19 protein-coding genes are annotated in these 24,994 nt (G+C 56.5%); 9 read left to right on the forward strand and 10 right to left on the reverse strand.

Annotation, left to right across the window (positions count from 1 at the left end; translation table 11 throughout):
- Positions 1-135: 135 nt before the first annotated feature.
- Genes CHB79_RS06145 through CHB79_RS06155 form a run of 3 tightly spaced genes read right to left on the reverse strand, consistent with a single transcriptional unit; the run spans position 136 to position 2,101 of the window.
- Positions 136-369 carry a zf-HC2 domain-containing protein gene (locus CHB79_RS06145; RefSeq protein WP_089359266.1) on the reverse strand — a complete coding sequence of 78 codons (234 nt, stop codon included), beginning with the start codon at positions 367-369 and terminating at the stop codon, positions 136-138.
- Positions 363-974: an RNA polymerase sigma factor gene (locus CHB79_RS06150; RefSeq protein ID WP_010490290.1), complete on the reverse strand. Its 612-nt coding sequence runs from the start codon at positions 972-974 to the stop codon at positions 363-365. Before CHB79_RS06150 ends, CHB79_RS06145 begins: the two co-directional genes overlap by 7 nt.
- The gene (locus tag CHB79_RS06155; RefSeq protein ID WP_089359267.1) at positions 974-2,101 is read right to left on the reverse strand and encodes a beta-ketoacyl-ACP synthase III; all 1,128 of its coding nucleotides are present in this window, start codon (positions 2,099-2,101) and stop codon (positions 974-976) included. Before CHB79_RS06155 ends, CHB79_RS06150 begins: the two co-directional genes overlap by 1 nt.
- Positions 2,102-2,563: 462 nt before the next feature.
- Between CHB79_RS06155 and CHB79_RS06160 the strand changes: the two genes are divergently transcribed.
- The 4 genes from CHB79_RS06160 (at position 2,564) to CHB79_RS06175 (ending at position 6,953) form a co-directional block, all read left to right on the forward strand.
- Positions 2,564-4,174 carry an FMN-binding glutamate synthase family protein gene (locus CHB79_RS06160; protein ID WP_089359268.1) on the forward strand — a complete coding sequence of 537 codons (1,611 nt, stop codon included), beginning with the start codon at positions 2,564-2,566 and terminating at the stop codon, positions 4,172-4,174.
- A 55-nt stretch (positions 4,175-4,229) separates the two neighbouring features.
- On the forward strand, positions 4,230-4,841 hold the full coding sequence (locus CHB79_RS06165; protein ID WP_089359269.1) for a LysE family translocator: 612 nt from the start codon (positions 4,230-4,232) through the stop codon (positions 4,839-4,841).
- A 28-nt stretch (positions 4,842-4,869) separates the two neighbouring features.
- Positions 4,870-5,619 carry a substrate-binding periplasmic protein gene (locus CHB79_RS06170; RefSeq protein ID WP_176443147.1) on the forward strand — a complete coding sequence of 250 codons (750 nt, stop codon included), beginning with the start codon at positions 4,870-4,872 and terminating at the stop codon, positions 5,617-5,619.
- A gap of 137 nt (positions 5,620-5,756) precedes the next feature.
- A complete protein-coding gene (locus CHB79_RS06175) occupies positions 5,757-6,953 on the forward strand; it encodes an MFS transporter (protein WP_089359271.1) in 1,197 nt (398 codons plus the stop codon).
- A gap of 61 nt (positions 6,954-7,014) precedes the next feature.
- Here CHB79_RS06175 and CHB79_RS06180 read toward each other — a convergent pair whose 3' ends face one another.
- The 7 genes from CHB79_RS06180 to fadD2 all read right to left on the reverse strand — a co-directional run bounded on the left by CHB79_RS06180 (position 7,015) and on the right by fadD2 (position 19,226).
- The gene (locus CHB79_RS06180) at positions 7,015-7,320 is read right to left on the reverse strand and encodes a cell division protein ZapA (RefSeq protein WP_089359272.1); all 306 of its coding nucleotides are present in this window, start codon (positions 7,318-7,320) and stop codon (positions 7,015-7,017) included.
- Positions 7,317-7,562, reverse strand: coding sequence for a hypothetical protein (locus tag CHB79_RS06185; RefSeq protein WP_010490542.1), 246 nt, complete (start codon positions 7,560-7,562; stop codon positions 7,317-7,319). Before CHB79_RS06185 ends, CHB79_RS06180 begins: the two co-directional genes overlap by 4 nt.
- 184 nt (positions 7,563-7,746) lie before the next feature.
- Positions 7,747-8,172, reverse strand: coding sequence for a 3-isopropylmalate dehydratase (locus CHB79_RS06190; protein ID WP_089359273.1), 426 nt, complete (start codon positions 8,170-8,172; stop codon positions 7,747-7,749).
- Positions 8,173-8,319: 147 nt separating this feature from the next.
- Positions 8,320-11,226: an HD domain-containing phosphohydrolase gene (locus CHB79_RS06195; RefSeq protein ID WP_089359274.1), complete on the reverse strand. Its 2,907-nt coding sequence runs from the start codon at positions 11,224-11,226 to the stop codon at positions 8,320-8,322.
- Between the two features lie 99 nt (positions 11,227-11,325).
- A complete protein-coding gene (hrpA, locus tag CHB79_RS06200; RefSeq protein WP_089359275.1) occupies positions 11,326-15,318 on the reverse strand; it encodes an ATP-dependent RNA helicase HrpA in 3,993 nt (1,330 codons plus the stop codon).
- Positions 15,319-15,489: 171 nt separating this feature from the next.
- Positions 15,490-17,178: a long-chain-fatty-acid--CoA ligase FadD1 gene (gene fadD1 / locus CHB79_RS06205; RefSeq protein ID WP_089359276.1), complete on the reverse strand. Its 1,689-nt coding sequence runs from the start codon at positions 17,176-17,178 to the stop codon at positions 15,490-15,492.
- A 359-nt stretch (positions 17,179-17,537) separates the two neighbouring features.
- Positions 17,538-19,226 carry a long-chain-fatty-acid--CoA ligase FadD2 gene (fadD2, locus tag CHB79_RS06210; RefSeq protein WP_089359277.1) on the reverse strand — a complete coding sequence of 563 codons (1,689 nt, stop codon included), beginning with the start codon at positions 19,224-19,226 and terminating at the stop codon, positions 17,538-17,540.
- 301 nt (positions 19,227-19,527) lie between these two features.
- Between fadD2 and CHB79_RS06215 the strand changes: the two genes are divergently transcribed.
- From CHB79_RS06215 to codA, 5 genes are all read left to right on the forward strand, one after another.
- Positions 19,528-20,490 (forward strand): alpha/beta hydrolase, encoded by a 963-nt coding sequence (locus CHB79_RS06215; RefSeq protein ID WP_089359278.1) that lies wholly within the window; start codon positions 19,528-19,530, stop codon positions 20,488-20,490.
- Complete coding sequence (locus CHB79_RS06220) at positions 20,487-20,957, forward strand: MaoC family dehydratase (RefSeq protein WP_010490527.1); 471 nt, start codon at positions 20,487-20,489, stop codon at positions 20,955-20,957. The genes CHB79_RS06215 and CHB79_RS06220 overlap by 4 nt, the downstream gene beginning before the upstream one ends.
- 270 nt (positions 20,958-21,227) lie before the next feature.
- Positions 21,228-22,505: a cytosine permease gene (gene codB, locus CHB79_RS06225; RefSeq protein ID WP_089359279.1), complete on the forward strand. Its 1,278-nt coding sequence runs from the start codon at positions 21,228-21,230 to the stop codon at positions 22,503-22,505.
- Positions 22,506-23,750 carry a PucR family transcriptional regulator gene (locus CHB79_RS06230; RefSeq protein ID WP_089359280.1) on the forward strand — a complete coding sequence of 415 codons (1,245 nt, stop codon included), beginning with the start codon at positions 22,506-22,508 and terminating at the stop codon, positions 23,748-23,750.
- Positions 23,747-24,982 (forward strand): cytosine deaminase, encoded by a 1,236-nt coding sequence (gene codA, locus CHB79_RS06235; RefSeq protein WP_089359281.1) that lies wholly within the window; start codon positions 23,747-23,749, stop codon positions 24,980-24,982. The genes CHB79_RS06230 and codA overlap by 4 nt, the downstream gene beginning before the upstream one ends.
- The last annotated feature ends 12 nt before the right edge of the window (positions 24,983-24,994 follow it).

Here is a 24,994-nt window from a genome sequence, read left to right on the forward strand (position 1 = left end):
ATAAATATTTGATGACAGCGGAACTTTTTAAACCCATAAAGAATAAGCATTTGACGCGCGATTAACGAGCCAAATAACCACTTGATTTTAAAGGTTAAATTGAAACAGGAAAGTCAACGGACGCGCTACACCCTTCTAATCGGATGAGCGCTGAGCGTCTGCTAGTTTCTGTGCAAGCCCGTCAAGGTCTTCAGCCTTCTCAAGCTGCATCTTGCGATAAACCGCCTGGCTTATTTTCATTTGCCTGATGAAACGCCTGCAATTAACGCAGAGAGTCAAATGCAGGCGCACTTCAAGCCCACGACTCAGGCTCAAGCGATTATCTAGATAGTCACTGGAATTGGCGACTAGTTCTTTACAGCTCAACATTGACCTGTTTCCTCAAAATGCTCCAGGGTGGCGAACATCTTTAGGCGTGCCCGGTGCAACAACACCCGCACGTTAGAGAGCGAGATGTCTAAAAGATTACAAATTTCCTCAAGCTCCAAGCCCTGGCGTTCTCTCAACACCAACACACTGCTTTGCATGTTCGACAGACTGCCCAGGGTCTTTTCCAGGCATTCGCGTAATTCATTCTGCAAGAGCATTGCTTCTGGCGTGTCCTGATGCCACTCATGGGGCGCCATGAGCCAATGACCGTCATCGGCAAAACGATCATCGCCAATGGTCCCGTGCGGGCCAGGCAGATCGTCCATCAGCACTTCGCGACGGTTATGTTTCAAGCGGGTTTTTGCAGTGTTAGCCGTAATGGTGAGCAACCAGGTTTTCAAGCTCGAACGCCCTTGAAAACCTTTCAAACTATTGACCACCGCGAGCCAGGCATCCTGAACAACCTCATCAGAATTACGGCTGCCAACTATGGCAAGTGCCACGGCTCGCATGGAACCTTGATAGGTCGCGACCAACTCCCTGTAAGCACTCTCTTCCCCGCTCAAAAGCCGGGAGAGCAACGCACTATCTTCTGGATATTCCATTAATGTTTTCGCAAAATTACACTACCGATTGAATAACCGGCTCCAAATGAGCTAAGTACGCCTAAGGAGCCACCTGCCAGATCGTCCTGGTGCTTGTGCAAGGCAATCACCGATCCTGCCGAGCTGGTATTTGCATACTCATCAAGAATCACCGGAGCTTCGCTAGGTTCGGCATCCCGGCCAAGTAGCTTGCGAGCAATCAGCAAATTCATGTTGAGGTTAGCTTGATGCAACCAAAAACGCTTAACGTCGCTGACGTTAAGATTGTTTTCCTGAAGGTGGGCGGCAATCAACTCCGCCACCATCGGACAAACATCCTTGAAAACCTTACGGCCTTCTTGCACGAACAATTTGTCCCGTGCGCCAATACCCTCTTCAGCCGCCCGGTTTAGGAAGCCAAAGTTGTTGCGGATATTGTTGGAGAACTGGGTCAGCAACTTGGTGCTGACCACGTCAAACTGGTATTCCGATGTTGCCTGGTCAGCGCGTTCAATTACGACGGCAGTCGCTGCATCACCGAAAATGAAATGGCTGTCGCGATCACGGAAATTCAAGTGACCGGTGCAGATCTCGGGATTGACCATCAACACAGCCCTGGCCTGGCCCAACTGGACGCTGTTGGCGGCAGCCTGAATGCCAAAGGTGGCAGAGGAACAGGCAACGTTCATGTCGTAACCAAAGCCCTGGATGCCAAGCGCTGCTTGAACTTCAATCGCAACTGCCGGATAGGCCCGCTGCAAGTTGGAACAGGCAACTATCACCCCGTCGATATCCGCGGCGGTTTTACCGGCTCGCGCCAGTGCCTCATTCGCCGCGCCGACGGCCATCTCGCAGAGCACACCCCACTGGTCATTGCTGCGCTCAGGAATACGAGGTGTCATGCGTTGCGGATCGAGGATACCGTCCTTGTTCATGACGAAGCGGCTCTTGATCCCGGATGCTTTTTCAATAAATGCGCTGTTTGACTCGGTTAACGCCTCAACCTCGCCACGGGCGATGGCTTGCGCGTTTTCTGCATTGAACAGCTGGACATAGCTATTGAAGGACTGGACCAATTCGTCGTTGGAAATACTATTAGCCGGGGTGTAGAGGCCCGTTCCACTGATTACGACGTTATGTACGGTCATTACTGTTGTCCTCAGCCGCATGTGGCGGTCAATTTTTAGCTGGCTTGCAGCCATTTGCCACAAGCGTCAATTCGGGTGCATACAGCGCGATTCGCTAGGCAGTGCGCCCCGACAATCAAAACACGGATTTTGCCACAGCAAATCAAATTCGTCCTAAGCGTTCGACTGATGGGAAGCATGAAGGACCCAACAACTGTGCGGATATTATGCAATTAGCACCGCAAATGCCATTAACTTGCCACAACCCCAGGGTGGTCACAGGCAAATCATCGGCTAAACCCTGTCCCTGAAGTCGCAAAAACCACTCGGTTTCGCGTATCGTTTGGCTAACCTGCTTAAACCAAGCACATACTTATGGAGCAGCAGCATGGCGCCTGACAGCATTTATTTTAGATCCACGAGCACTCACATCAAGATCATCCGCAGTCAGGCGCTGGCAAATTTTCAACAAAAGGAACTTGTATGAATCTGTCTCTACTGAGCCGCTACGCATTTTTTGCTTTTTGTGTCCTGTTTACCCTGATCAACCTGCTGTTTGTGCAGCATGAATGGGTTTGGCCGCTGATCTTCATTGGCGGCGCCCTGAGCATCATCGGTGTGATCGACTTGCTGCAACAGCCGCAGGCTGTTCGCCGCAACTATCCGATCCTTGGCAATATTCGCTACCTGGTCGAAGCCATCCGTCCCGAAATACGTCAGTACCTGCTTGAGGCCGATGGCGACAAACTACCGTTTTCCCGTTCGCAACGCACACTGGTCTATGCCCGCGCCAAGAATCAGGGCGGCGATAAGCCATTTGGCACCTTGATTGATGTCTATCAGGACGGGTTCGAGTTTATCGGCCACTCCATGCGCCCTGCCCCAGTCAGCGACCCCAAGGACTTCAGGGTCACCATCGGCGGCCCGTTGTGCACCCAACCCTATTCGGCCTCGGTATTCAATATCTCGGCGATGAGCTTCGGCTCCTTGAGTGGCAATGCAATTCAAGCCTTGAACAAAGGCGCCATGCTCGGCGGCTTCGCCCACGACACAGGCGAAGGCAGCATCAGCCCTTATCACCGCCAACACGGTGGCGACCTGATTTGGGAACTAGGCAGTGGCTACTTCGGTTGCCGCACCGCCGACGGCAAGTTTGACCCGGAACGCTTTGCCGAACAGGCCAAGTCGGCGCAAGTAAAAATGATCGAGATCAAGCTCAGCCAAGGCGCCAAGCCAGGTCACGGTGGGATATTGCCGAAACACAAGATCTCCGAAGAAATCGCCCTGACACGTGGCATCCCCATGGGCATCGACTGCGTATCACCATCAAGCCACAGCGAGTTCTCAACCCCGATCGAGCTGCTCGAGTTCATTGCCAGGCTTCGTGAGCTGTCCGGAGGCAAGCCCGTTGGTTTCAAGTTATGCCTGGGCCACCCCTGGGAGTTCATGGGCATAGCCAAGGCCATGCTCGAGACGGGCATCCTGCCTGACTTTATTGTGGTCGACGGCAAGGAAGGAGGCACCGGGGCCGCGCCCGTAGAGTTCACCGACCACATTGGCGTGCCAATGCGTGAGGGCCTGCTGTTTGTCCACAACACCCTGGTCGGGCTCAATCTGCGGGATAAGATCAAGCTGGGCGCCAGTGGCAAAATTGTAAGTGCTTTCGATATCGCCAGCGTACTGGCCATCGGCGCTGACTGGGCAAACTCCGCACGAGGCTTCATGTTTGCGATCGGTTGCATCCAGAGCCAGTCGTGCCACACCAACAAATGCCCAACCGGGGTTGCCACCCAAGACCCGCTCCGCCAGCGTGCATTGGTGGTGGGTGATAAAGCCGAGCGCGTCTACAACTTCCATCACAACACCCTGCATGCATTGGCTGAAATGCTCGCTGCGGCTGGCCTTGAACATCCAAGTCAACTGGATGCCAAGCATCTGGTGCGGCGCATTTCCGCCACCGAGATCAAGTTGTTTTCGCAGCAACACGTGTTTTTGAAGCCTGGCGAATTATTGAGCGGCAAGATTGAAGGCGAGTTTTATGAGCGCATGTGGTCCATGGCGCGACCTGACAGCTTCGACGCAACGGTCATGTGAACCCACTCAACAATCCAGCCAGTTGGCATACTCAACGACTAAATAGAGCGCATCGATGGCCCTTCAAACATGGTTGCTTTATCTGATTGCCATTACCGGCCTGTCACTCACGCCCGGGCCCAACGGCTTGCTGGCAATGACCCACGGCGCTCTTTACGGTCATCGCCGTGCGCTGTGGACTGTAACGGGTGGCGTGATCGGCTTTACCCTGTTGATGGCGCTGTCGATGTTCGGCATCGACAGCCTGCTCAAGGCATCGGCCAATGCCCTGACCATACTCAAATGGCTGGGCGGCGCTTATCTGATCTGGCTTGGCATCCAGCTATGGCGATCACCACCGCCCAACTTGGGCACCCTCGATGATACCCATGGGCGACCGGCCTCATCACTGTTCCGGCAGGGCCTGCTCGCCGCCTTGTCCAACCCCAAAGTGATTTTGTTCTTTGGCGCCTTCCTGCCGCAATTTCTCGACCCAGGCGCCAACATCTGGCTGCAATTTGCGATCATGGCGCTGACCTTTGTCATGGTCGAGGGCCTTGTCGAGTACCTGCTTGCACGCATGGCACAGCGCATACGGCCATGGCTGCAACGCAGCGGCAAGGGGTTTAATCGCAGCTGCGCGGTTATGTTCATAGCCATCGGCAGCGCCTTACCGATGACCCGTTGAGCCGGGTAGCGAGCGAATGTTAAGTAGCATGCACCCCATCTTTGACAGGCGCACGGCCCGCGGCGGCTTTGCGGTGTGCTTGCTGCTCCTTGCCACCTGGTCTCGCGCCGAACAGCGCCCCCTGAACTTTTCCATACCCGACAGCTGGGGCATGCCGCTGGTTGACCTGGACAATGGCCAGGCTACCAGAGGCTTTGTATTTGACTTGGAAAACCGGCTGGCTGATCGAGTCAATCGCCAAGCCCGGTTCATCGTCGTGCCGCGACTGCGGGTATCCCAATCACTGCTGGCCGGTAGAGTCGACGTACATTGCTTCGTCAGCAAGGACTGGATGCAAGGCAACACCGCAGGCTACGTCTGGAGCGAGCCCTTCATGGAGCAACCTGACGTACTGATTGCTCGCGCCACGCAATCGTGCAAGCAACCACCGCCGGGGACGTTGATAGGCGCAGTGCATGGCTATGAGTACTCCGCCCTGGAAAGCGATTTCGCCAATGGGCGGCTTGTGCGTGACGATGCCAGGACCCAGGACCAGGTGTTTAACAAGCTGGCAGTCAAGCGCTACAACTACGCGCTGTCCAACGAAATCAGCGTTGACTGGTACAACAAGGACAAAGGATCAGAAGCCCAGTTTCAAAAGCTCAAGCAGGTCGGACAGTCCCAACTCGGTTGCATGGTTCGCAACAGCCCTGAGATCCCTACACAAGAAATACTTGCAACCATCGCCCGGATGAACGCCAGCGATGAAATCGAGCAACTCCTCCAAGCCTACCGCTAGAGATTGAACTGGGCAGCACAATGGCACCAGCCCCATCTTGACGAAAGAGCGCTCCAGGGCGGGATTTGACTTACCTTCCGCGCCAAAGAAGCCGATAATGCCGCGCCCAAATTCACGCCGTATGTGGAAAGCCGCCAATGCCCAACGCCAGCCAGCAAAGACTCACACCCCGCGCCATATTGCTGATTGAGCTCGCGTTAGCCTTGGGCGGCTTTGCAATCGGTACGGGGGAGTTCTCGATCATGGGCCTGATGCCCAATGTGGCGCAGGACCTGGCAATCACCGAACCGCAGGTGGGCAACGTCATCAGCACCTACGCACTGGGCGTTGTAGTGGGCGCGCCGATTCTGGCAATTCTCGGCTCACGCCTGCTACGCAAACACCTATTGTTGCTGTTGATGGGGATATTCGCGGTCGGTAACTTTGCCAGCGCCCTGGCCCCTGACTATCACAGCCTGATGATTTACCGCTTCTTCGCGGGGCTGCCGCACGGCGCCTATTTTGGCGTCGCCATGCTGGTCGCGGCCTCGATGGCGCCACCCCATAAGCGTGCCAAGGCCGTCAGCCGAGTACTGATGGGGCTGTCTATCGCGATAGTGGTCGGCAACCCGATTGCCACCTGGCTTGGCCAGATGCTGAGCTGGCGATATGCATTTGCCATGGTCGCCTTGATTGCATTGCTGACCGTGGTCATGGTCGCCCTGTTCCTGCCTTTGGACAAGCACCAGCCGCGCAGCGACCCACTGTCTGAAATGCGGGCGTTCAACCGCCCACAAGTCTGGCTGGCGCTGGCCATCAGCTCGGTTGGCTTTGCCGGGATGTTCTGCGTGTTCAGCTATATGGCACCGACCCTGATCGAAGTCACCCAGCTGAGCCCCAGCTGGATTCCCCTTTCACTGCTCGCGTTCGGGCTTGGCGGAATTATCGGTAACATTGGCGGTGGCTGGCTGTTCGATAAACTGCAATTCAAGGCAGTCGCCTGGCTGTTGCTTTGGAGTGCAGCGATACTGATGCTATTTCCAGTTGCCGCGCAATCGGCCTGGACCGTCTTCCCGGCAGTGTTTGCCGTCGGCACCATGGTTGCGTTGTCGCCAGCGTTGCAAACCCATCTGATGGATGTCGCCCATGGCGCGCAAACACTTGCAGCCGCATCCAATCATGCAGCCTTCAACGTGGCCAATGCACTTGGCCCCTGGCTCGGTGGCCTGGCCATCAGTGCCGGCTTTGGCTGGACCTCTACCGGCTACATCGGCGCGATCACGGCATTGGCAGGCTTGCTGGTGTTCTTCTGGGCCTGGAACATCGGTAACTCTGTAGAACAGGCCAATCCATAGCCGCGAAGATGAGGCTCGGCCTGGCCTTTGCTCAGGCCAGGCTTGGGCAAGACCTGATCAGCTAGGCCTCGCGAATCAAATTATTGAGGCCAGCAACGCGCTCACTGATTTGCGCTTCCAACTGTTCGATCTGCGCTTGATGTTGCTGTTGCATTTCCAACTGCTGGGCACAGAGCTTGAGTGCAGTGAGCACCAACAACTTCTCCCCGACCAGCGTCGGTGATGCCTGCTTGGTTTCAGCCAGGAGTTTTTTCAGCATCAGTGCCGAAGCACTCAGCGCCTCGCTCTTGTCTGGCGCCGCCTTGATGCTGTAGTCACGCCCCAGGATGCTGATCACCGAGACGTTCTCTATGGATGTGCGGTTCATTGATTCAACGCTGCCTCGGATGATTGACCTGCGCTGGCCAATTCAACCAGGGCCTGGATGCGTGCTGCTGTCTGGCCCTGCAGCTCTTCCTGCTCAAGTGCGCTTAGCTGCAAGGTCTCGTTTTCATCTTTGAGCGCTTGCAGTTCCTCGACCAATGATTCGTTGCGCTCGAGCAGGGACTTGTTGTCTTGCAAAAGGGTGCCGACAAGTTGTTCCAACTGCTTCAAATTGCTTTCTAACATAATGATTACTCAGGTCTTTTGCGCGGGGCCGCGACAATAAAGAAATTTTCTTGAAGAAGCCAGACACCTGCGCCCCTTTAATACAGATGCCCTGCCCAATCCAGCATAAAGTTCAAGCCAAGAGTGGCTACGACCCGCTCACCCCGGCCTGAGTTCCAAGGTGAGGGCCACAGAGCCTTATTGTTCAGGGCGTCTCGGCGCGGATATCAAAACCACTGCTGGATTCACTGACAATACGGAAGTGCTCGTCCTGACCCTTGGTCACGGTCACTGCCACTTCTCGATTGAGACGGCCGTTGTTGCACAGGCTCTCTCCTTCTTCATCAATCGCAATCCCGACGATATGCCGCCCCGGGGCGACCGAGAAAGTTGCAGTTTCACCAATGCCAATACGGGCAGCCAGTTTGCGATCAAGCTTGAAAGCGACGTAGCAACCGCCACCAATAAAACCCATGTCTCGATTGATAATGATATTCCCGGCGTCCTGATCGGCCCGCTGGTACTCGAACATGCGGTCGTCCGGGATCTGGGTAATTTGGTCGGGGTGAGTTTTGTAAGATGAACAACCTGTCAACACAAGCATTGGTAGCACGGCATACATCAATCGCATTGGAGCCCTCCATGGGCGGCTGATTTATCTTGCTCTGCGAGCTTAGCGCATCGCTGCGGTATTGGCTCAAGCATAGAAGCGCTCAAGCCAACGAGGGTAATCAATCAAACCAAAGTGTTTCAGCACATCCGTACAAGGCATGGGCCATCAGCGCCTGCCCCCTTCGGGGTTGGCCGGTATGAATTTCGACAAATCCTGAGCGTCGAGTTGATCCTCATGCAAAAACTGCTCGGCATACTGCATGCAGGCACCCGAGCGGACAAAGATACTAAACAGCTCGCCATCCAGATGCCCAGCCTCACACATTCCACGCATGATATGCAGGGCCTGGCTGAGCGTCTTGCTTGGCTTGTAGGGTCGGTCACGGGCGGTGAGCGCCTCAAACACATCGGCAATCGCCATCATCCGCGCCAGCGGGCTTAGCTGCTCGCCGCTCAGGCCACAGGGATACCCCTGGCCATCCATGCGCTCGTGATGTCCACCTGCGATTTCGGGGACCTGCCTCAGGGCATTGGGGAAAGGCAAGGCATTGAGCATCTTGATGGTCTGGATGACATGCTCATTGATTTTATAGCGTTCTTCTTCGGTCAGGGTGCCACGCCTGATGGACAGGTTTTTCAGCTCGCCACGGTCGTACAAGAAACGCGGGATCGCCATGTTGAAGCCATAAACGTTGTCCTTGTCGAATGTCTCATTGGCCGGACGCGGGACCTGTTGCTCCGGCTTGTCGGCGATCAGATCCTCCCACACAGGCAACTCGACTACAGGCTGGGCTTCCTTGCGCAATCGTTCTTCGCCGGAAATCCCCAGCCGGTCGTCAAGGGTGCGCAGCCAGCGCCTTTGGGCGATAAGCTGCAAACGCTGCAACTGCTCATCCCCCATGTACTCGCTGCCGGTGTTGCAGCGTGCGACAAAGCTGAACTCTTCATCAAGCAGTTGCCATTGTGCATCACGCGCAGCCTGCGCCTGAACAGGATCGGCACCTTCATTGATCGCTGTCAGATACTCAACCTGGGCATCGCGCTTGAGCACCTCGAATCGCAGGCGTATTTCATGAATACGGTCGTAGATGGTTTCCAGCTTGGTGGCCTTGTCAACCACATACTCAGGCGTGGTGACCTTGCCGCAATCGTGCAACCAGGCACCAATATGCAATGCATACCAATCACCATCACTCATGCTGAAGCCCGCGTATGGCCCTTGCGCTTCCTTGCAGGCAGCTTCTGCCAGCAGCTTTGCGGCCTGTGGTACGCGCTCACAGTGACCGCCGGTATAAGGGCTCTTGGCGTCGATTGCGGTCGCAACCAGATGGATCAGCGACTCGAACAAGGCCTTTTGCTGCTCGATCAGGCCCCGCGTTTCCAGCGCCATGGCCGCAAACCTTGAAAGCACCCGGATAAACTCTACATGGCTTGCATCCAGGGCGTGATCATTGAACAACACCAGAACACCCACCAGTTCCTGCTCTCGACTCAGCAGCGGCACGCTCAAGGTGGCAATCTCAGGCAATCCCAAGATCGTGCAGGCGTGCTTGTCGGCGACCTGCTCGATTGGCTGTTCTGCCGCAATGCATTGCGTCACGCCAAATAACTGTTGGTCGAGGTTGACCTCGCTCAGGTCCAAGGGTTGCTGCAACCAACGCCCAGCGACAATTTTCAACGGCGCCTGAGGCGTCAGTCGCATATAGAGCAAAGCCCCTTTTGACTGACTGGCTTCGCTGGTCAAACGCAACAAGGTCGGTAGGAACTTCTCCAGGTCAGGTTCGGCGCTGAGGCGAGTGATAATGTCCATAAAGCGCGCCAGGGTGATACTGCTCTGGTTTAATGCGCCACTCAGTTCACGCACTTCGGTGATAAAGCTTTTGGTTTCGATTGGCTCATTGAAATTGAAGCTACGAATCCCCTTGATCTTCAGTGTCAGCCGGGTGATCGGCGCAGCAATGTAACCGGACGCCCAAGCAGCCAGGGGCACGGCCAGAAGCAGTACGAGCAGGGTCTGCAGGAAAATCTGATTGCGCATGTTACGGGCAGCGCCGATCAGCTCGTCATTTGGAACCGTGATACCCAAATAAACCTGGGCCGTGCCTGAATCCGGCAAGCGCAACAACTCGACGTGCCACAAGTTACCATCGACCTGGAGGCTGTTAAGCCTGAAGTCAGTATCCTGTTCGCCATTGAGTTCCTTGAGCATGGGCGCCAGTGCCGCCAGCTCAGGGCGCTGCAACTGCTCAACCTTCGGGGCACCGCGCACGCTCGCCAGAAAAACCTCGGGCCGGTCAGTGGCCAATACCTGCCCGTCACTGTTAAGCAGCACTAATTGACTGCTGGGCGTCAGGCGCCGCTCTACCAACAGTTGATCAAGCGCATTGTGGCCAATGTCCGACCCCACAACCACACCATGCTGGCCCGTATCAAAAGCCAGGGTTGAGCCGATATCACCGGTGTTAAAAAACTTATAAGGCATGGTACGAATCAATTCGCCGCGCCCCAGAGCCTGCTGATACCAGGGTCGTTGCCGGGGGTCGTAGCCTGCGCTGTCACGCTTGATCACCGGACCAACCTGCTTTAGCTGGCTGTCCAGGTACAAAAATCGCGTTCGGCTGGCGCCAAGCGGCGGATGCTCGATGCCATACACCAGATAAACCGCGCCCGCCGGGTCTGGATAACCAAGATTGACGTCGCGCCGCTCAATATCAGCAACCACAAAGTAATTACCTTGCTGGTCACCTGCAAAAAATGACACCGCCCCTGGCGCCGAACGCAGTTCTTCGACCATTGCCGGAACAGCTTTAAGCCAGTTATCAAAGCCTACTTCACGTAAATAAGGGCTGATCGCCAGGCGCTGCACGCTGGCTCGCACCGGCCCCATGAGATTATCGAAGTCGATGGCCGTTTGTTTGGCTGATTGCTGGGTGGCAACCAAGGCTTTCCGGTAGATGTACGCGGCGCTCTGCTGATAAGCCCCCAATGCGATAAACACGCCAACGCAACTGACCAAAATCACGATGGCGCTAACAATTAAGACCCGTAACTTGACCGTGCGACCAATGCCCATGAGCGTCCCTTGAATAAATAAGCGCCGCAATAAAGCCAATCATTGCCATATCACTATAGCTGGCTTGCCTATAAAGACTGTGGCAATGCGGCCTTGGGATCAGGCCTCGGTTTGCGCCCATTGTTTATTCAAGCGCTTATCCGACACTGCCATTTTGGTCCCCAACTGCTGGGCAAATAGCGAGACGCGATACTCCTCAAGCATCCAGCGATACAACTGCAACTGCGGGTCACGCTTGGCTTCCTGGATGTGTTTGGCGTAGCGGGCTTGATACTGCTCCCAATAACCTGCCAACTCACCGCTCCAGACGCGGTCGCGCTGCACCTGGCCGCCAATTTTATCCAGGCGCTGCTCAATGGCCTTCAGGTAGCGCGGCAACTCCTTGATCCACTGCGCAGGGGTCTCGCGAACAAAACCCGGGTAAACCAAGTGGCTTAATTGCTGCTTAATGTCATTGAGCGCGATCGCCTGGGCCAGGTCAATTTTGCCTTTGAAACGCTTTTGCAAGCCGTGCCAGAGCTTGAGGATTTCCAGGGTCAGCCGTGCCAGCCGCTCAGCATGGTCAAGCCAATCGCCTCGTTTAGCCTCGGCCAGCGCTGCCAATGCCGCACCGTCGCGCGGTAAGGGGTCTTGACCATCGAGAATGCAGGAATCAAGACTGGCGAGCAGAATATCCTCGACCAACGCATCTATTCGGCCCATTTCTCGATATAACAACGCCAACTCGGTAAGACCCGGCAGTTTGCCGCGCATAAACTTTGCCGGCTCATTCAACTGCTGCAAGAGCAGGCGCTGTAAAGCGCGGCGATGTTGGAACTCGGCCTCGGCCTGAGTCGCAAAACGCCCTTCGTTAACCGTACCGGCCTCCTCGACCAGCGCCGGATAAACCGTCATGGACAACCCCGCAACCTGATGCTGGGTTTTCTCGGCGACTTCGGCAAATGCCCTGGCTTCGATTGGCGCCTCGGTTTTGGCCGCCTGCGGCAACTCCAGGGCTTGCTGACTGGCCTTGTTGAAACGCACGGTCAACTCGGCCAGGTCACGGCCCTCACCCAGCACCTTGCCCTGGCTGTCGACCACCTCGATATTCATGCGCAAGTGGCTTTCAATCGCAGCGGCAGACTCAGCCCAGGCTTCATCCGGCACTCGCGCCCCGGTCATGCGTAGCAGCTCACGCCCCAGGGCCTGCGGCAAACTATCCTGGGCAAAGGTGATCTTGCTCAATGCCGCCGCCACAAAGTCCGGCACCGGCACAAAATTCTTGCGCAGGGCCTTGGGCAAACCGCGTACCAGCGCCATGCATTTAGCATCAAGCAAGCCCGGTACCAGCCATTCCAGACGTTGTGCGGGAAGTTGCGGCAACAAGGGCGCAGGCACTCGCACCGTCACCCCATCCCGGGGATGATTAGGCTCAAAATGGTAACTGAGCGGCAACTGCAGTTCAGCCAGATGCAAAGTATCCGGATACTGTGCAGCGGTGACCTCGCTGGCCTCGCGGGCGAGCACATCCTCCTCGCGCATGATCAGCAGTTGCGAATCCTTGGCACTTTCGCGTTTGTACCAGGACTCAAAACTCGCGGTTTGATAAATATCCGCCGGCAGACGTGCAGCGTAGTAGTCGAACAGGGTTTCTTCGTCAGCCAGAATGTCGCGACGGCGTGCCTTGGCTTCCAACTCGTCGAGACGCTCGAGCAACTGACGATTAGCGCTCAAACAACGTGCGCGGGAGTTGATCTCGCCACGCACCAGCCCTTCGCGGATAAACATTTCACGGGCCACCACCGGGTCAACAGGCCCGTAATGCACCGGGCGCCGGCCAACCACAATCAATCCATACAGGCTGACCTGCTCGTAGGCGACCACCTGGCCGCGCTTCTTTTCCCAGTGTGGTTCAAGGTGGTTTTTCTTAACCAGGTGCCCGGCCAGCGGTTCAATCCAGTCTGGCTCGATCTTGGCTACCATGCGCGCAAACAACTTGCTGGTTTCAACCAATTCCGAGGTCATGATCCACTGCGGCCGCTTGCGGCCAATCACCGTGGAAGGGTGAATCCAGAAGCGCCGCTGCCGGGCACCGAGGTAATCGCCATCCTCGGTTTTCTGGCCAATCTGGCTTAGCAAGCCTGACAATATGGCTTTGTGCAGCTTCTGGTAATCAACCGATTTGGCCTGTGCCTCATCCTTGGCCTGCTTGCCCTGCGGTTTTGCATCGCTCGGTTTGCCAGCATTTTTAGACGCAGCAGCTGCGCCATCCTCGCGCCGCCCTTTTAGCTGCAAGTCACGGCAAATCAGGGTCAACTGACGGTGCGCATCACGCCATTCGCGCAAACGCAGGTAGTTGAGAAAGTTCTTGCGGCACCAACTGCGTAACGCGCTTGAACCCAGGGCTTGGCGCTGCTCTTCAAACCCGCGCCAGATATTGATCACGGCGGCGAAGTCGGAATCGACATCCTTCCATTGAGCATGGGCTTGGTCGGCAGCCTGCTGGCGATCCGAGGGTCGCTCACGCGGGTCCTGCACCGACAGGTTGCTGGCGATGATCAAGACCTCATCCAGACTGCCCTGTTTGGCACCTTCCAGCACCATGCGCGCCAAGCGTGGATCGATCGGCAGGCGCGCCAACTGGCGCCCCAGCGCAGTCAGTTGCCCATCACGACTGACCGCAGAAAGCTCTTGCAGCAAGTTGAAACCGTCACTGATGGCCTTGCCATCTGGCGGCTCAATGAAGGGGAAGGCACTGATTTCACCCAGGCGCAGATGCAGCATCTGCAGGATAACCGCCGCCAGGTTGGTGCGCAGAATTTCCGGATCGGTAAATTCAGGGCGCGCAATGAAGTCTTCTTCACTGTAGAGGCGCACGCAAATGCCTGGTTCGACCCGGCCACAGCGACCTTTGCGCTGATTGGCACTGGCCTGTGAAACCGCCTCGATGGGCAAGCGCTGGACCTTGGCGCGATAGCTGTAGCGACTGATACGCGCAGTGCCGCTGTCGATCACATAGCGAATCCCGGGCACGGTCAGCGAGGTTTCGGCAACGTTGGTCGCCAGGACGATTTTACGCCCTGGCATGGGCCTGAAGATTTTCTGTTGCTCGGCAGGCGTCAGGCGGGCGTACAGGGGCAAGACCTCGGTATGCCTGAGCTGGGCCTTGCGCAGTATCTCCGCCGCATCGCGGATCTCGCGCTCACCCGGCAAGAACACCAGCACATCACCCGGCAGCTTGCCCTCACTGCGCTCATAGGCACTGAGCTCATCAATGGTTGCGATGATTGCCTGGTCGACCGAGAGGTCATCTTCAACCCGGTTACCGTCTTCATCCTGCTCGGCAGTGAGCGGCCGGTACCAGGTTTCAACCGGGTAGGTTCGCCCAGAGACTTCAACCACTGGCGCACCATCGAAATGTTTGGAAAAACGCTCAAGGTCGATGGTCGCCGAGGTGATGATCAGCTTGAGATCGGGGCGCCGAGGCAGCAGGGTTTTCAGATAGCCGAGCAAAAAGTCGATATTCAGGCTGCGCTCGTGCGCCTCGTCGACAATGATGGTGTCGTACTTGTCGAGAAAACGATCATGCTGGGTTTCCGCCAGCAAGATACCGTCGGTCATCAGTTTGACCAGACTACGCTCATTACTTTGGTCTTCGAAGCGTACCTGGTAACCCACCAGTTCCCCGAGCGGTGTGCCGATTTCTTCGGCAACACGCGTGGCAACACTGCGCGCGGCCAGTCGCCGTGGCTGGGTATGACCAATCAGTCCCTGGATACCGCGGCCCAGCTCAAGACAGATTTTCGGCAGCTGAGTGGTTTTACCCGATCCGGTTTCACCGGCGATGACCACCACTTGATGGCCGGCGATGGCCGCCTTGATTTCGTCGCGCTTGGCGGCGATGGGCAAGGCATCGTCATAACGCATTGCTGGCACGCTCAGGCGCCGCGCCTCAACCTTGGCCACCGATGCCTGAAAGCGTTGCAACCACTGTGCAAGCTTGGCTTCATCGGGCCGTTTACGCAGCTCATGCAGCTGTCTGCGCAAGCGATGGCGGTCAATAATCAGCGCTTGATCGAGGTTTTTCAGCAGGCGTTCAGTGTGATCAGTCATCGGTACCGTTCGGTGAGGTTGGGCAGACGGTGTGTTTCAAGCCCCGGCTAACAGCCGCCAATTGTCGCAGATTTCCACTGGCGATGGGGCTGGGCAAGCGATCAGAAAAATACCCCGGCATAAAACGACAAAACCCCGCAGCAGCGGGGTTTTGTCTGGAGCCAACGCGCCTTACTGGGCGCCGGCCTTCTTCAGCTCTTCGTCACGTAGCTCACGACGCAGGATTTTACCCACGTTGGTAGTGGGCAGAACATCGCGGAACTCAACGCACTTGGGCACTTTGTAGCCTGTCAGGTTGGCACGCATGTGCGCCATGACCTGCTCTTTGGTGACGCTTTCACCCGGCTTGACCACAACGAAGACCTTGATTGCCTCACCCGATTTTTCGTCAGGCACACCAATGGCCGCACACTGCAGAACGCCAGGCAAGGTTGCCAGCACATCTTCCAGCTCGTTCGGGTAGACGTTGAAACCAGACACCAGAATCATGTCCTTCTTGCGGTCGACAATGCGCAGATAGCCGTCCGGCTCGATCAAACCGATATCGCCGGTTTTCAGCCAGCCTTCGGCATCGAGAATTTCATCGGTGGCTTCCTGGCGCTGCCAGTAGCCTTTCATCACTTGCGGGCCTTTGACACAAATCTCGCCGGTCTCACCAAGCTCAAGCACCTTGCCTTCATCATCGACAATTCGGCAAAGCGTCGATGGCACCGGAATACCAATGGTGCCCAAACGAATGGCGCTGAATGGGTTGACCGTTGCAACCGGGCTGGTTTCGGTCATGCCGAAGCCTTCGCACACCGCGCACCCGGTGACCGCCTTCCAGCGCTCTGCCGTGGCTTGCTGCAAGGCCATGCCACCGGAAACCGTCAACTTGAGCGATGAGAAGTCCAGCTTGCGAAAGCCTTCGAAGTTGCTCAAGGCCACAAACAGGGTATTGAGGCCTACGAAGCCTGTGAACCTGTACCTGGACAGGTCGTTCACCACTGCGGGCAAGTCACGCGGGTTGGTGATCAAGATATTGTGCGCGCCGATCAGCATCATCGCCATGCAATGAAAAGTGAAGGCATAGATGTGATAAAGCGGCAACGGAGCCACAACCACTTCGCAACCCTCATTGAGGTTGGCGCCCATCAACTCCCTGACTTGCAGCATGTTGGCGACCAGGTTGCGGTGCGTGAGCATCGCCCCTTTGGCCACGCCTGTAGTACCGCCGGTGTATTGCAGCACGGCAACATCGCCATTGGCGGGGCTCGCCTCTTTAACAGCCTGGCCACGGCCTTTGGCCAAAGCGCCAAGGAAGCTGGTGGACTGCGGCAGTTTATAGGCCGGGACCATTTTTTTAACGTGCTTGACCACTGCATTGACGATCAAGCGCTTGAACATCGGCAACATGTCGCCCACTTCGGTGACAATGATGCTTCTGACCCCGGTCTTGGGCACTACTTGTTCAGCCAGGTGCGCCATATTGGCCAGGCAGACCAATGCTTTAGCGCCAGAGTCGTTGAACTGATGCTCCAGTTCCCGTGCGGTGTATAGCGGGTTGGTGTTGACCACGACCAGGCCGGCGCGAATGGCACCGAACACAACAATCGGATACTGCAAGATATTAGGCATCTGTACAGCAATACGGTCGCCAGGCTGCAGGTCGGTATGATTTTGCAGATAGGCTGCAAAATCACCAGACAACTTGTAAATATCGCCGTAGGTCAGGGTTTTTCCCATATTGCTGAAAGCAGGCTTATCAGCGAAACGCTGGCAGGACTGTTGCAAGACCGCTTGGATATTAGGGTATTGGTCCGGGTTGATCTCGGCAGCAACCCCAACTGGATACTTATCCTTCCAGAAGTTTTCGATCATGGAAGCCCACTCCTCAGTTACATCTATTCATCACTGCCGTCTCGGCAGTTGTATTGTTGTTTATATGCCTGAAGCTTGACCATCGCACAGGCCAAAAGCGGGCCGAGAGTAGCAGCTTTGCCTGAGATCGACCAGCACCAAACTCAACCCTACCAGTCATAAACAGTACGATTTATCTAAATCCAGTCACACACCTGTCACACCAAGCAGCACACGTCTGACCTTAATAGCCTGGGTCGATTAGCTTGCGGCGCGTCGAATAATCAAAGGCACAATAAAAAGCCAGGCCCTGGCGCAATACGCGCTAGAGCCTGGCTTTTTAATGGCACCTGATCTTAAAGTTCAGGCAGGGCTATCGATCAAGCAATATCACGAAGTTCGCGGCGCAGGATTTTGCCGACCGGTGTCATCGGCAGAGAGTCTCGGAACACGATCTGCTTGGGCACCTTGTAAGCGGTGAAATTTTCCTTGCAGAAGGCTTTGAGCTCGGCTTCATCGAGCCCACCTTCGCGGGCAACCACGAAAAGCTTGACCGCCTCGCCTGATTTTTCATCAGCCACACCCACTGCAGCGCAACTGGCAACCTGAGGATGACTCATGACGACGTCTTCGATTTCGTTCGGGTAGACGTTGAAACCAGAGACAATGATCATGTCTTTCTTGCGATCAACGATGCGGGTATAGCCATCTTCATCGATCACGGCGATGTCACCGGTCTTGAACCAACCTTCAGCGTCCAATACTTCCTCCGTCGCTTCGGCACGCTGCCAATAGCCCTTCATGACTTGCGGGCCTTGCACGCACAACTCGCCACGCTCGCCAAAAGGCTGCTCAACGCCCTCGTCGTCAATCACCTTGAACGCAGTGCCCGGCACAGGAAGCCCAACAGTACCCAGGCGCGCCAGCTTGCCATAGGGGTTGGTGCTGGCAACAGGCGAAGTTTCGGTCAGGCCGTAGCCTTCGACCACAGTGCAGCCTGTCACCTCGTGCCAGCGCTCAGCGGTGGCCTTGACCAGGGCAGTGCCACCCGAGTTGGTTAGCTTGAGGTTGGAGAAATCGAGATTCTTGAACTCAGGATGGTCCATCAAGGCGACAAACAGGGTGTTCAGGCCCAGCAACGCCGAAAACTGCCACTTACCCAGCTCCTTGATAAAGCCTGGAATGTCCCGTGGATTGGTGATCAGTACGTTGTGGTTACCGTTGACCATCATGCACATGCAGTTAGCGGTGAATGCATAGATATGGTAAAGCGGCAGCGGCGCAATCATCACTTCCTGGCCCTGCTTCATCAGTGGCGCGCCCTTGTCATCGAGCTGCTGCATGCAGGCGTCGATCTGCAGCATATTGGCCACCAGGTTACCGTGGGTCAGCATTGCACCCTTGGCCACACCCGTGGTGCCACCGGTGTATTGCAGCACGGCAATATCATCATGGCCGACGCTGATCGGATGCAATGCACCACCCTGCCCCTGTTTGAGCACGCTCTTGAAAGACAGCGCTTGCGGCAGCTGGTAATCAGGCACCATCTTTTTGACTTTCTTGACCACGGTATTGACCAGCCAGCCTTTGAGCGCTGGCTGCAGGTCACCCATCTTGGCTTCGATCAGGTACTCGATATCGGTATCCGGCAGTACGTCCTGCACCAGCTTGCCGAACATATTCAGGTAGACCAAAGCGCGAGCGCCCGAATCCTTGAACTGGTGACGCATTTCACGCGCGGTGTACAGCGGGTTGGTATTAACCACGATAAGCCCGGCGCGCATCGCACCGAACACTGCAATGGGGTATTGCAGGACATTGGGCATCTGCACGGCAATGCGCTCGCCCGGCTTGAGATCGGTATGTTTCTGCAGGTAGCTGGCAAAGGCTGCGGACAGACGATCGAGCTCAGCGTAGGTCAATGTCACGCCCATATTGCTGAAGGCTGGGCGGTCAGCAAACTTTTTACAGGATCTTTCAAACACTTCGTTGACCGAGCGGTAGGCGCTCAGGTCAATGTTATCGGGTACACCGGCGGCGCGCTTACCGCTCCAGAACTCAGGTTGCATTATTTTTATCCCCTTCCCCTGAAAAATGTCTGCCCATTCGAGCAGGCCGTTAGCTGACGTCTTATCCATCCTCTATTGAGCAGCGGGCGCATGCCTTGCATAGAGTCGCGCACGCAATAAGCGTAGCGGGTAATTGCCGAGCCAGACCTGCACGGGCTGGATGAACGTTATCAGTAACTCATCAATACGCATATAGCCTGGCGGGCGCTATCAATGACGTGAATCTTTACTCACCTTATTCGACTGTCAAAGCGCCCGGGCTGGTCCTACAATAGCCATTCACGCCTGCTAAGGATTCGCCATGCAACACGAGGCTTTTTGGCATAAAAGTACTGATTGCACGCCACTGTATGTCAACCACTGGTTTGGCCAGCAGCCACCCAAGGCAATCGTCATGTTGGCCCACGGCATGGCTGAACATAGCGGGCGTTATGCAGGTTTCGCGCAAGCGCTGGTCGCCAATGGCTTCGAACTCTATGCGCACGATCAGCGCGGCCACGGCAGGACAGCCGAAAATGGCACCCTTGGCCACTATGCGGACGCCAACGGCTGGAATCTGGTGGTCGATGACCTGGCCTGCATCAATCACCTGATCCGCCATCAACATGCGCAAGCCCCGATATTCTTGTTCGGCCACAGCATGGGCAGCTATATCGGCCAAGCCTATCTGATGCAGCACAGCAGCAGCGTGCATGGCGCCGTACTTTCAGGCTCCAACTATCAACCCGTTGCCCTGTACAAAAGCGCGCGGGCCATCGCCCGGTTTGAGGCCTGGCGCCAAGGTCCGATGGGCCACAGTGCATTGATCGACTTTCTTTCATTCGGCTCGTTCAACAAGGCATTCAAGCCCAACCGCACCCCGTTTGACTGGCTGAGCCGCGACCCGGACGAGGTCGACAAGTACATCAATGACCCGCTCTGCGGTTTTCGTTGCAGCAACCAGTTGTGGCTCGACTTGCTCGCCGGCCTGCAGCAGATCACTCCACCTGCAAAGCTCGCCCAGATCGAAGCCAGCCTGCCGTTGTTGATAATTGGCGGCGCACGTGACCCGGTAAGCCAGGGCAAACGTCTTGCAGACTTGGCCGGCGCACTTAAAGAGGCCGGTAAACAGCATGTAGAACTGAAAATCTACCCTGAAGCCCGCCACGAATTGCTCAACGAGAGCAATCGCCAGGAGGTCAGCGGTTTTATCATTGATTGGCTGGAGCAGACACTTGGCCAGCCACGCCCATTTCGATCCACTATCCAGGAGATCCACCAATGAGCCAACTTAGCAACACGCCTTACGACGAACTCGAAGTCGGCCAAAAAGCCAGTTACAGCAAGACTGTCGAGGAGCGTGACGTGCAGCTATTTGCCGCCGTTTCTGGTGACAACAACCCGGTTCACCTGGATGCCCAGTTCGCCGCCGAAAGCATGTTCAAGGAACGTATTGCACATGGCATGTTCAGCGGTGCCTTGATCAGCGCAGCGGTTGCCTGTGAATTGCCCGGGCCCGGTACCATCTACCTGGGCCAGACCATGCGCTTTACCCTGCCGGTAAAGCTCGGCGATACCCTGACCGTGCAACTGGAGATTCTCGAGAAACTACCCAAGTTCCGGGTACGCATCGCCACTCGCGTGGTCAATCAGCGTGATGAAATGGTGGTTGACGGTGAAGCCGAGATCCTGGCTCCACGCAAGAAACAAACAGTCGAGATGCCGCCGATGCCACAGGTTACTGTCAGCTAAGCAATAGCGCTCGACAAACACATATTGTGCTTTGTGCCTGAGCCATCGGACAATGCACAATAGCTGTGCATGCAAGCCCTGCATGCACAGTACCTGACCCTATGGATTTATCCAGCACATAGCCTAGCCAATATATTCACCGTTTTTTTGTGCACTACGCACAAATCGTTTTGTAACAATCATTCTGTGTGAAGTGCATTCTCAGAATTTAGCGGACTGGCACGCCATCTGCTATGCCGAATACTTCACTACCCCCTGTGGAGTTTCCCCATGTCAACCAACAACGATAGCGACTACCCGCTCAGCGAAGTTCCGCAAGGCGCGCGCAAAGGCCTGTTCTCAACCTCGATTCTGCTATTCGGCTTCACCTTCTTCACCGCCACCATGTTCGCCGGCGGCAAAATCGGCATGGCCTTTGATTTCACATCACTGATCTGGGCCGCAGTCATTGGCAACCTGCTGCTCGGCCTCTATGCAGCGGTTTTGGGGCTGATCGCCTGTCGCAGCGGCTTGAACTCCGTGCTGATGGGGCGCTTTTGCTTCGGCGAGACCGGCAGCAAGCTGTCCGATGTGCTGCTGGGTTTCACCCAGATAGGCTGGTACGCCTGGGGCACCGCAACCATTGCCATAGTTCTGGTAAAGATCCTCGGCCTGCCGCAAGGGCTGGCAACCGCGCTGATGGTGCTGTTTGGCTTTGGTTTCTGCATTACGGCCTTCATTGGCTACAAGGGCCTGGACATGCTTTCGCGGGTGGCGGTACCGGCGATGATGGTGCTGCTTGGCTGCTCATTGTGGATCGCCACTCGCGATGCCGGGGGCATGAGTGCCTTGATGGCGATCGAACCCAAGGAAAGCATGAGCCTGAGCGTGGCGATCACCATGGTGTTCGGCACCTTCGTCAGCGGCGCAACCCAAGCCACCAACTGGACACGCTTTGCCAAAAGCGGCCGAGTGGCGATGCTCTCAAGCCTGCTCGGATTCTTTATCGGCAACGGCTTGATGATTATTGCCGGCGCCTACGGGGCCATTGTCTACCAGCAGCCGGACGTGGTCGAAGTGCTGGTCCTGCAAGGCTTGTCGATGGCGGCTGTGGTGATGTTGTTTCTCAACCTGTGGACCACTCAGGACAACACCATCTATAACTTCGCCGCCGCTGGCTGTAACTTGCTGCGTACCGAGCGTCGCAAGCTGGTCACTGTCGCCGGGGCTGGGATTGGTACCTTGCTGGCAATTGCCGGTATGTACGAAATGCTGATTCCGTTCTTGATCCTGCTCGGCTCGATCATTCCACCGATTGGCGGCGTGATCATGGCCGACTTCTTCTACGGTCATAAAGGTCGCTATCCAAAGCTTGCCGACACACAGTTACCGGCATTCAACTGGGTTGGGCTTGGCGCCTATGCAATTGGCGCGGTGTGCGCCTACATGTCGCCATGGGTTGCCCCTATCGTCGGGATTGGCGTGGCTGCATGTGCCTACATACTGCTGTCGAAAGTCATCAGCCCGGTGCCGACAAGCAGCATCAACGCCTCAGGCTCAGTCAACTAAATGAGCCTGACCCTGGCCGACATACTGGCCCTGCCTGGCCTCGAAAGCATGCGTCTGCGTGCTGGCCAGGCGATGCACAACAACCCGGTTCGCTGGCCTTATGTGGCGGAGAACAGCAGCATCGCCGAATGGATCATGGGCGGCGAGCTGGTGTTTGTCACGGGCATCAACCACCCGCGCGATGATGAAGAAAACCTGTTGTTGCTGGTGCGCCAGGCACAGCAACGCGCTGCCGCCGGACTGGTCATACTGACCGGTCCGGAGTACATCAAACAGATTCCCCAGAGCGTCATCGACACTGCACAACAACTGGGCGTCCCCCTCATCGAGCAACCTTACTCGCTGAAAATGGTGGTGGTCACCCAAGCCATTGGCACGGCCTTGGTCCAGGCACAAATGCTTGGCCGCTCACGCCAGCACTTGCTTGAGCAACTGCTCGAAGGTGATGTGCAGTCCCTCGACTCTTTGCTGCAAAGGGCGCACAGCCTGGGCTTGCCATTGACCACCGCCCGGCAAGTTGCGCTGCTCAAGCTCGAAGGCAGCGAACGACTGATCGAAGCCTTCGGTGCTGATCAGGCCGAATCCATCTTGCAAGGCAGTCGCGAACGCCTGCAGCGTGCACTGCAACAACTATTGGACACTCTTGGCCAGGCACTTGCTCCAGTCTGCCAGGGCGAACACTGGATTGCCCTGCTCCCGGCCGTCGCCAGGAACGACCAGCAACGTAATCGCCAAGCAATGCAGGAACTGATCGAAGCGCTCAACCCTGAGCTTGCCCCGCTGCGCCTGTACCTCGGCCTGAGCACAGAAGGTCATGGCCCCGCACGTTTCGCCCATGCCCTGCATGAGGCGCGCCAGGCACTGGTTGCCGCGCAGTCATTCCCTGAACGCCTGGGCGTGTGCAGCTTCAACGAGCTGGGAGCGATTGAACTGCTGGGCGCGATTCGTGATCGCAGCGTGCTCGATCAATTCGTCAACAAGGTGCTCGGCCCAATCATCAGCGACGACAATCGTCACGAACCGGTATTGATGCCTACGCTTGAGGCCTGGTTCCACGAGAGCGGTAACCTCGCGCTCGCGGCCCAGCGCCTGGGCGTGCACCGCAACACCATGAGTTACCGGACCCAGCGCATCGAAACGCTAACAGGCAGCTCATTTAGCAACCCCCACGATCGTCTCAACATCAGCATCGCCTTGTTGATTTGGCGCTTGTCCTCTTCACGCCCTGCCCGGAGTACTGCATGAACATTATTAACGCCCGTCTACGCGGTCGCGAAGGCCTGTATCGAATCGTCCTGGAACAGGATCGGATCGTCGAGATCAGCCCCCATAGCCCTACGATCAGCGCAGTGTCGAACGACCTTGATGCCGGTGGCAACCTGGTGATCGCCCCCTTCGTTGAACCGCATATTCACCTCGACGCCACGCTCACCGCGGGCGATCCGGCATGGAACATGAGCGGGACCCTGTTCGAAGGTATCGAGTTGTGGGGCAAGCGCAAAGCACAGGTCACCCACGAAGACACCAAGTTGCGCGCCAAAAAAACCATCGACATGCTGGTTGAACATGGCATCCAGCATGTCCGTACTCACGTCGATGTCACCGACCCTACCCTGGGTGCGCTCAGGGCCATGGTTGAAGTACGCGAGGAAACCCGGCACCTGGTCGACCTGCAGATTGTGGCCTTCCCCCAGGAAGGTATTGAATCATTCACCAACGGTCGCGCGCTGATGGAGCAAGCGGTTGAACTTGGCGCCGATGTAGTCGGTGGCATTCCGCACTTTGAAAACACCCGCGATCAGGGCGTCAGCTCTATCAAGTTCCTGATGGACCTTGCCGAGCGCACCGGCTGCCTGGTGGATGTGCATTGCGACGAAACCGACGATCCGCACTCGCGCTTTCTCGAAGTACTGGCCGAAGAAGCCCGGGTACGCAGCATGGGCGCCAGGGTAACCGCCAGCCACACCACCGCCATGGGCTCCTACGACAATGCTTACTGCTCGAAGCTGTTCCGTTTGTTGAAGATGTCGGGCATCAACTTCATTTCCTGCCCGACCGAAAGCATTCACCTGCAGGGACGCTTCGACACCTACCCCAAGCGTCGTGGCCTGACCCGAGTCGCCGAGATCGATCGCGCCGGGATGAATGTCTGCTTCGCCCAGGACTCAATCGTCGACCCTTGGTATCCCTTGGGTAACGGCAACATCCTGCGCATTCTCGAAGCAGGCCTGCACATCTGCCATATGCTCGGCTATGCCGATTTGCAGCGCGCCCTGGACCTGATTACCGATAACAGCGCACGCACCCTGAACCTGGGCGAACGCTACGGCCTGGAAGTCGGCCGTCCAGCCAACCTGCTGCTGCTCTCAGCGCCAAGTGACTACGAGATGATCCGCACCCAAGGTTATGCCTTGACCTCGATTCGCGCAGGCAAGGTGATCATGCAGCGCACACCCGCCAAGGTTGCGCGTTTCTAGGACAATGCGCCA

This window comes from Pseudomonas segetis, from assembly GCF_900188155.1.
GTDB classification, from domain to species: Bacteria; Pseudomonadota; Gammaproteobacteria; order Pseudomonadales; family Pseudomonadaceae; genus Aquipseudomonas; species Aquipseudomonas segetis.

Coding starts and splice junctions, on each gene's coding strand:
- CHB79_RS06145 (WP_089359266.1), bottom strand. CDS start 369: ATGTTGAGCTGTAAAGAACTAGTCGCCAATTCCAGTGACTATCTAGAT.
- CHB79_RS06150 (WP_010490290.1), bottom strand. CDS start 974: ATGGAATATCCAGAAGATAGTGCGTTGCTCTCCCGGCTTTTGAGCGGG.
- CHB79_RS06155 (WP_089359267.1), bottom strand. CDS start 2,101: ATGACCGTACATAACGTCGTAATCAGTGGAACGGGCCTCTACACCCCG.
- CHB79_RS06160 (WP_089359268.1), top strand. CDS start 2,564: ATGAATCTGTCTCTACTGAGCCGCTACGCATTTTTTGCTTTTTGTGTC.
- CHB79_RS06165 (WP_089359269.1), top strand. CDS start 4,230: ATGGCCCTTCAAACATGGTTGCTTTATCTGATTGCCATTACCGGCCTG.
- CHB79_RS06170 (WP_176443147.1), top strand. CDS start 4,870: ATGCACCCCATCTTTGACAGGCGCACGGCCCGCGGCGGCTTTGCGGTG.
- CHB79_RS06175 (WP_089359271.1), top strand. CDS start 5,757: ATGCCCAACGCCAGCCAGCAAAGACTCACACCCCGCGCCATATTGCTG.
- CHB79_RS06180 (WP_089359272.1), bottom strand. CDS start 7,320: ATGAACCGCACATCCATAGAGAACGTCTCGGTGATCAGCATCCTGGGG.
- CHB79_RS06185 (WP_010490542.1), bottom strand. CDS start 7,562: ATGTTAGAAAGCAATTTGAAGCAGTTGGAACAACTTGTCGGCACCCTT.
- CHB79_RS06190 (WP_089359273.1), bottom strand. CDS start 8,172: ATGCGATTGATGTATGCCGTGCTACCAATGCTTGTGTTGACAGGTTGT.
- CHB79_RS06195 (WP_089359274.1), bottom strand. CDS start 11,226: ATGGGCATTGGTCGCACGGTCAAGTTACGGGTCTTAATTGTTAGCGCC.
- hrpA (WP_089359275.1), bottom strand. CDS start 15,318: ATGACTGATCACACTGAACGCCTGCTGAAAAACCTCGATCAAGCGCTG.
- fadD1 (WP_089359276.1), bottom strand. CDS start 17,178: ATGATCGAAAACTTCTGGAAGGATAAGTATCCAGTTGGGGTTGCTGCC.
- fadD2 (WP_089359277.1), bottom strand. CDS start 19,226: ATGCAACCTGAGTTCTGGAGCGGTAAGCGCGCCGCCGGTGTACCCGAT.
- CHB79_RS06215 (WP_089359278.1), top strand. CDS start 19,528: ATGCAACACGAGGCTTTTTGGCATAAAAGTACTGATTGCACGCCACTG.
- CHB79_RS06220 (WP_010490527.1), top strand. CDS start 20,487: ATGAGCCAACTTAGCAACACGCCTTACGACGAACTCGAAGTCGGCCAA.
- codB (WP_089359279.1), top strand. CDS start 21,228: ATGTCAACCAACAACGATAGCGACTACCCGCTCAGCGAAGTTCCGCAA.
- CHB79_RS06230 (WP_089359280.1), top strand. CDS start 22,506: ATGAGCCTGACCCTGGCCGACATACTGGCCCTGCCTGGCCTCGAAAGC.
- codA (WP_089359281.1), top strand. CDS start 23,747: ATGAACATTATTAACGCCCGTCTACGCGGTCGCGAAGGCCTGTATCGA.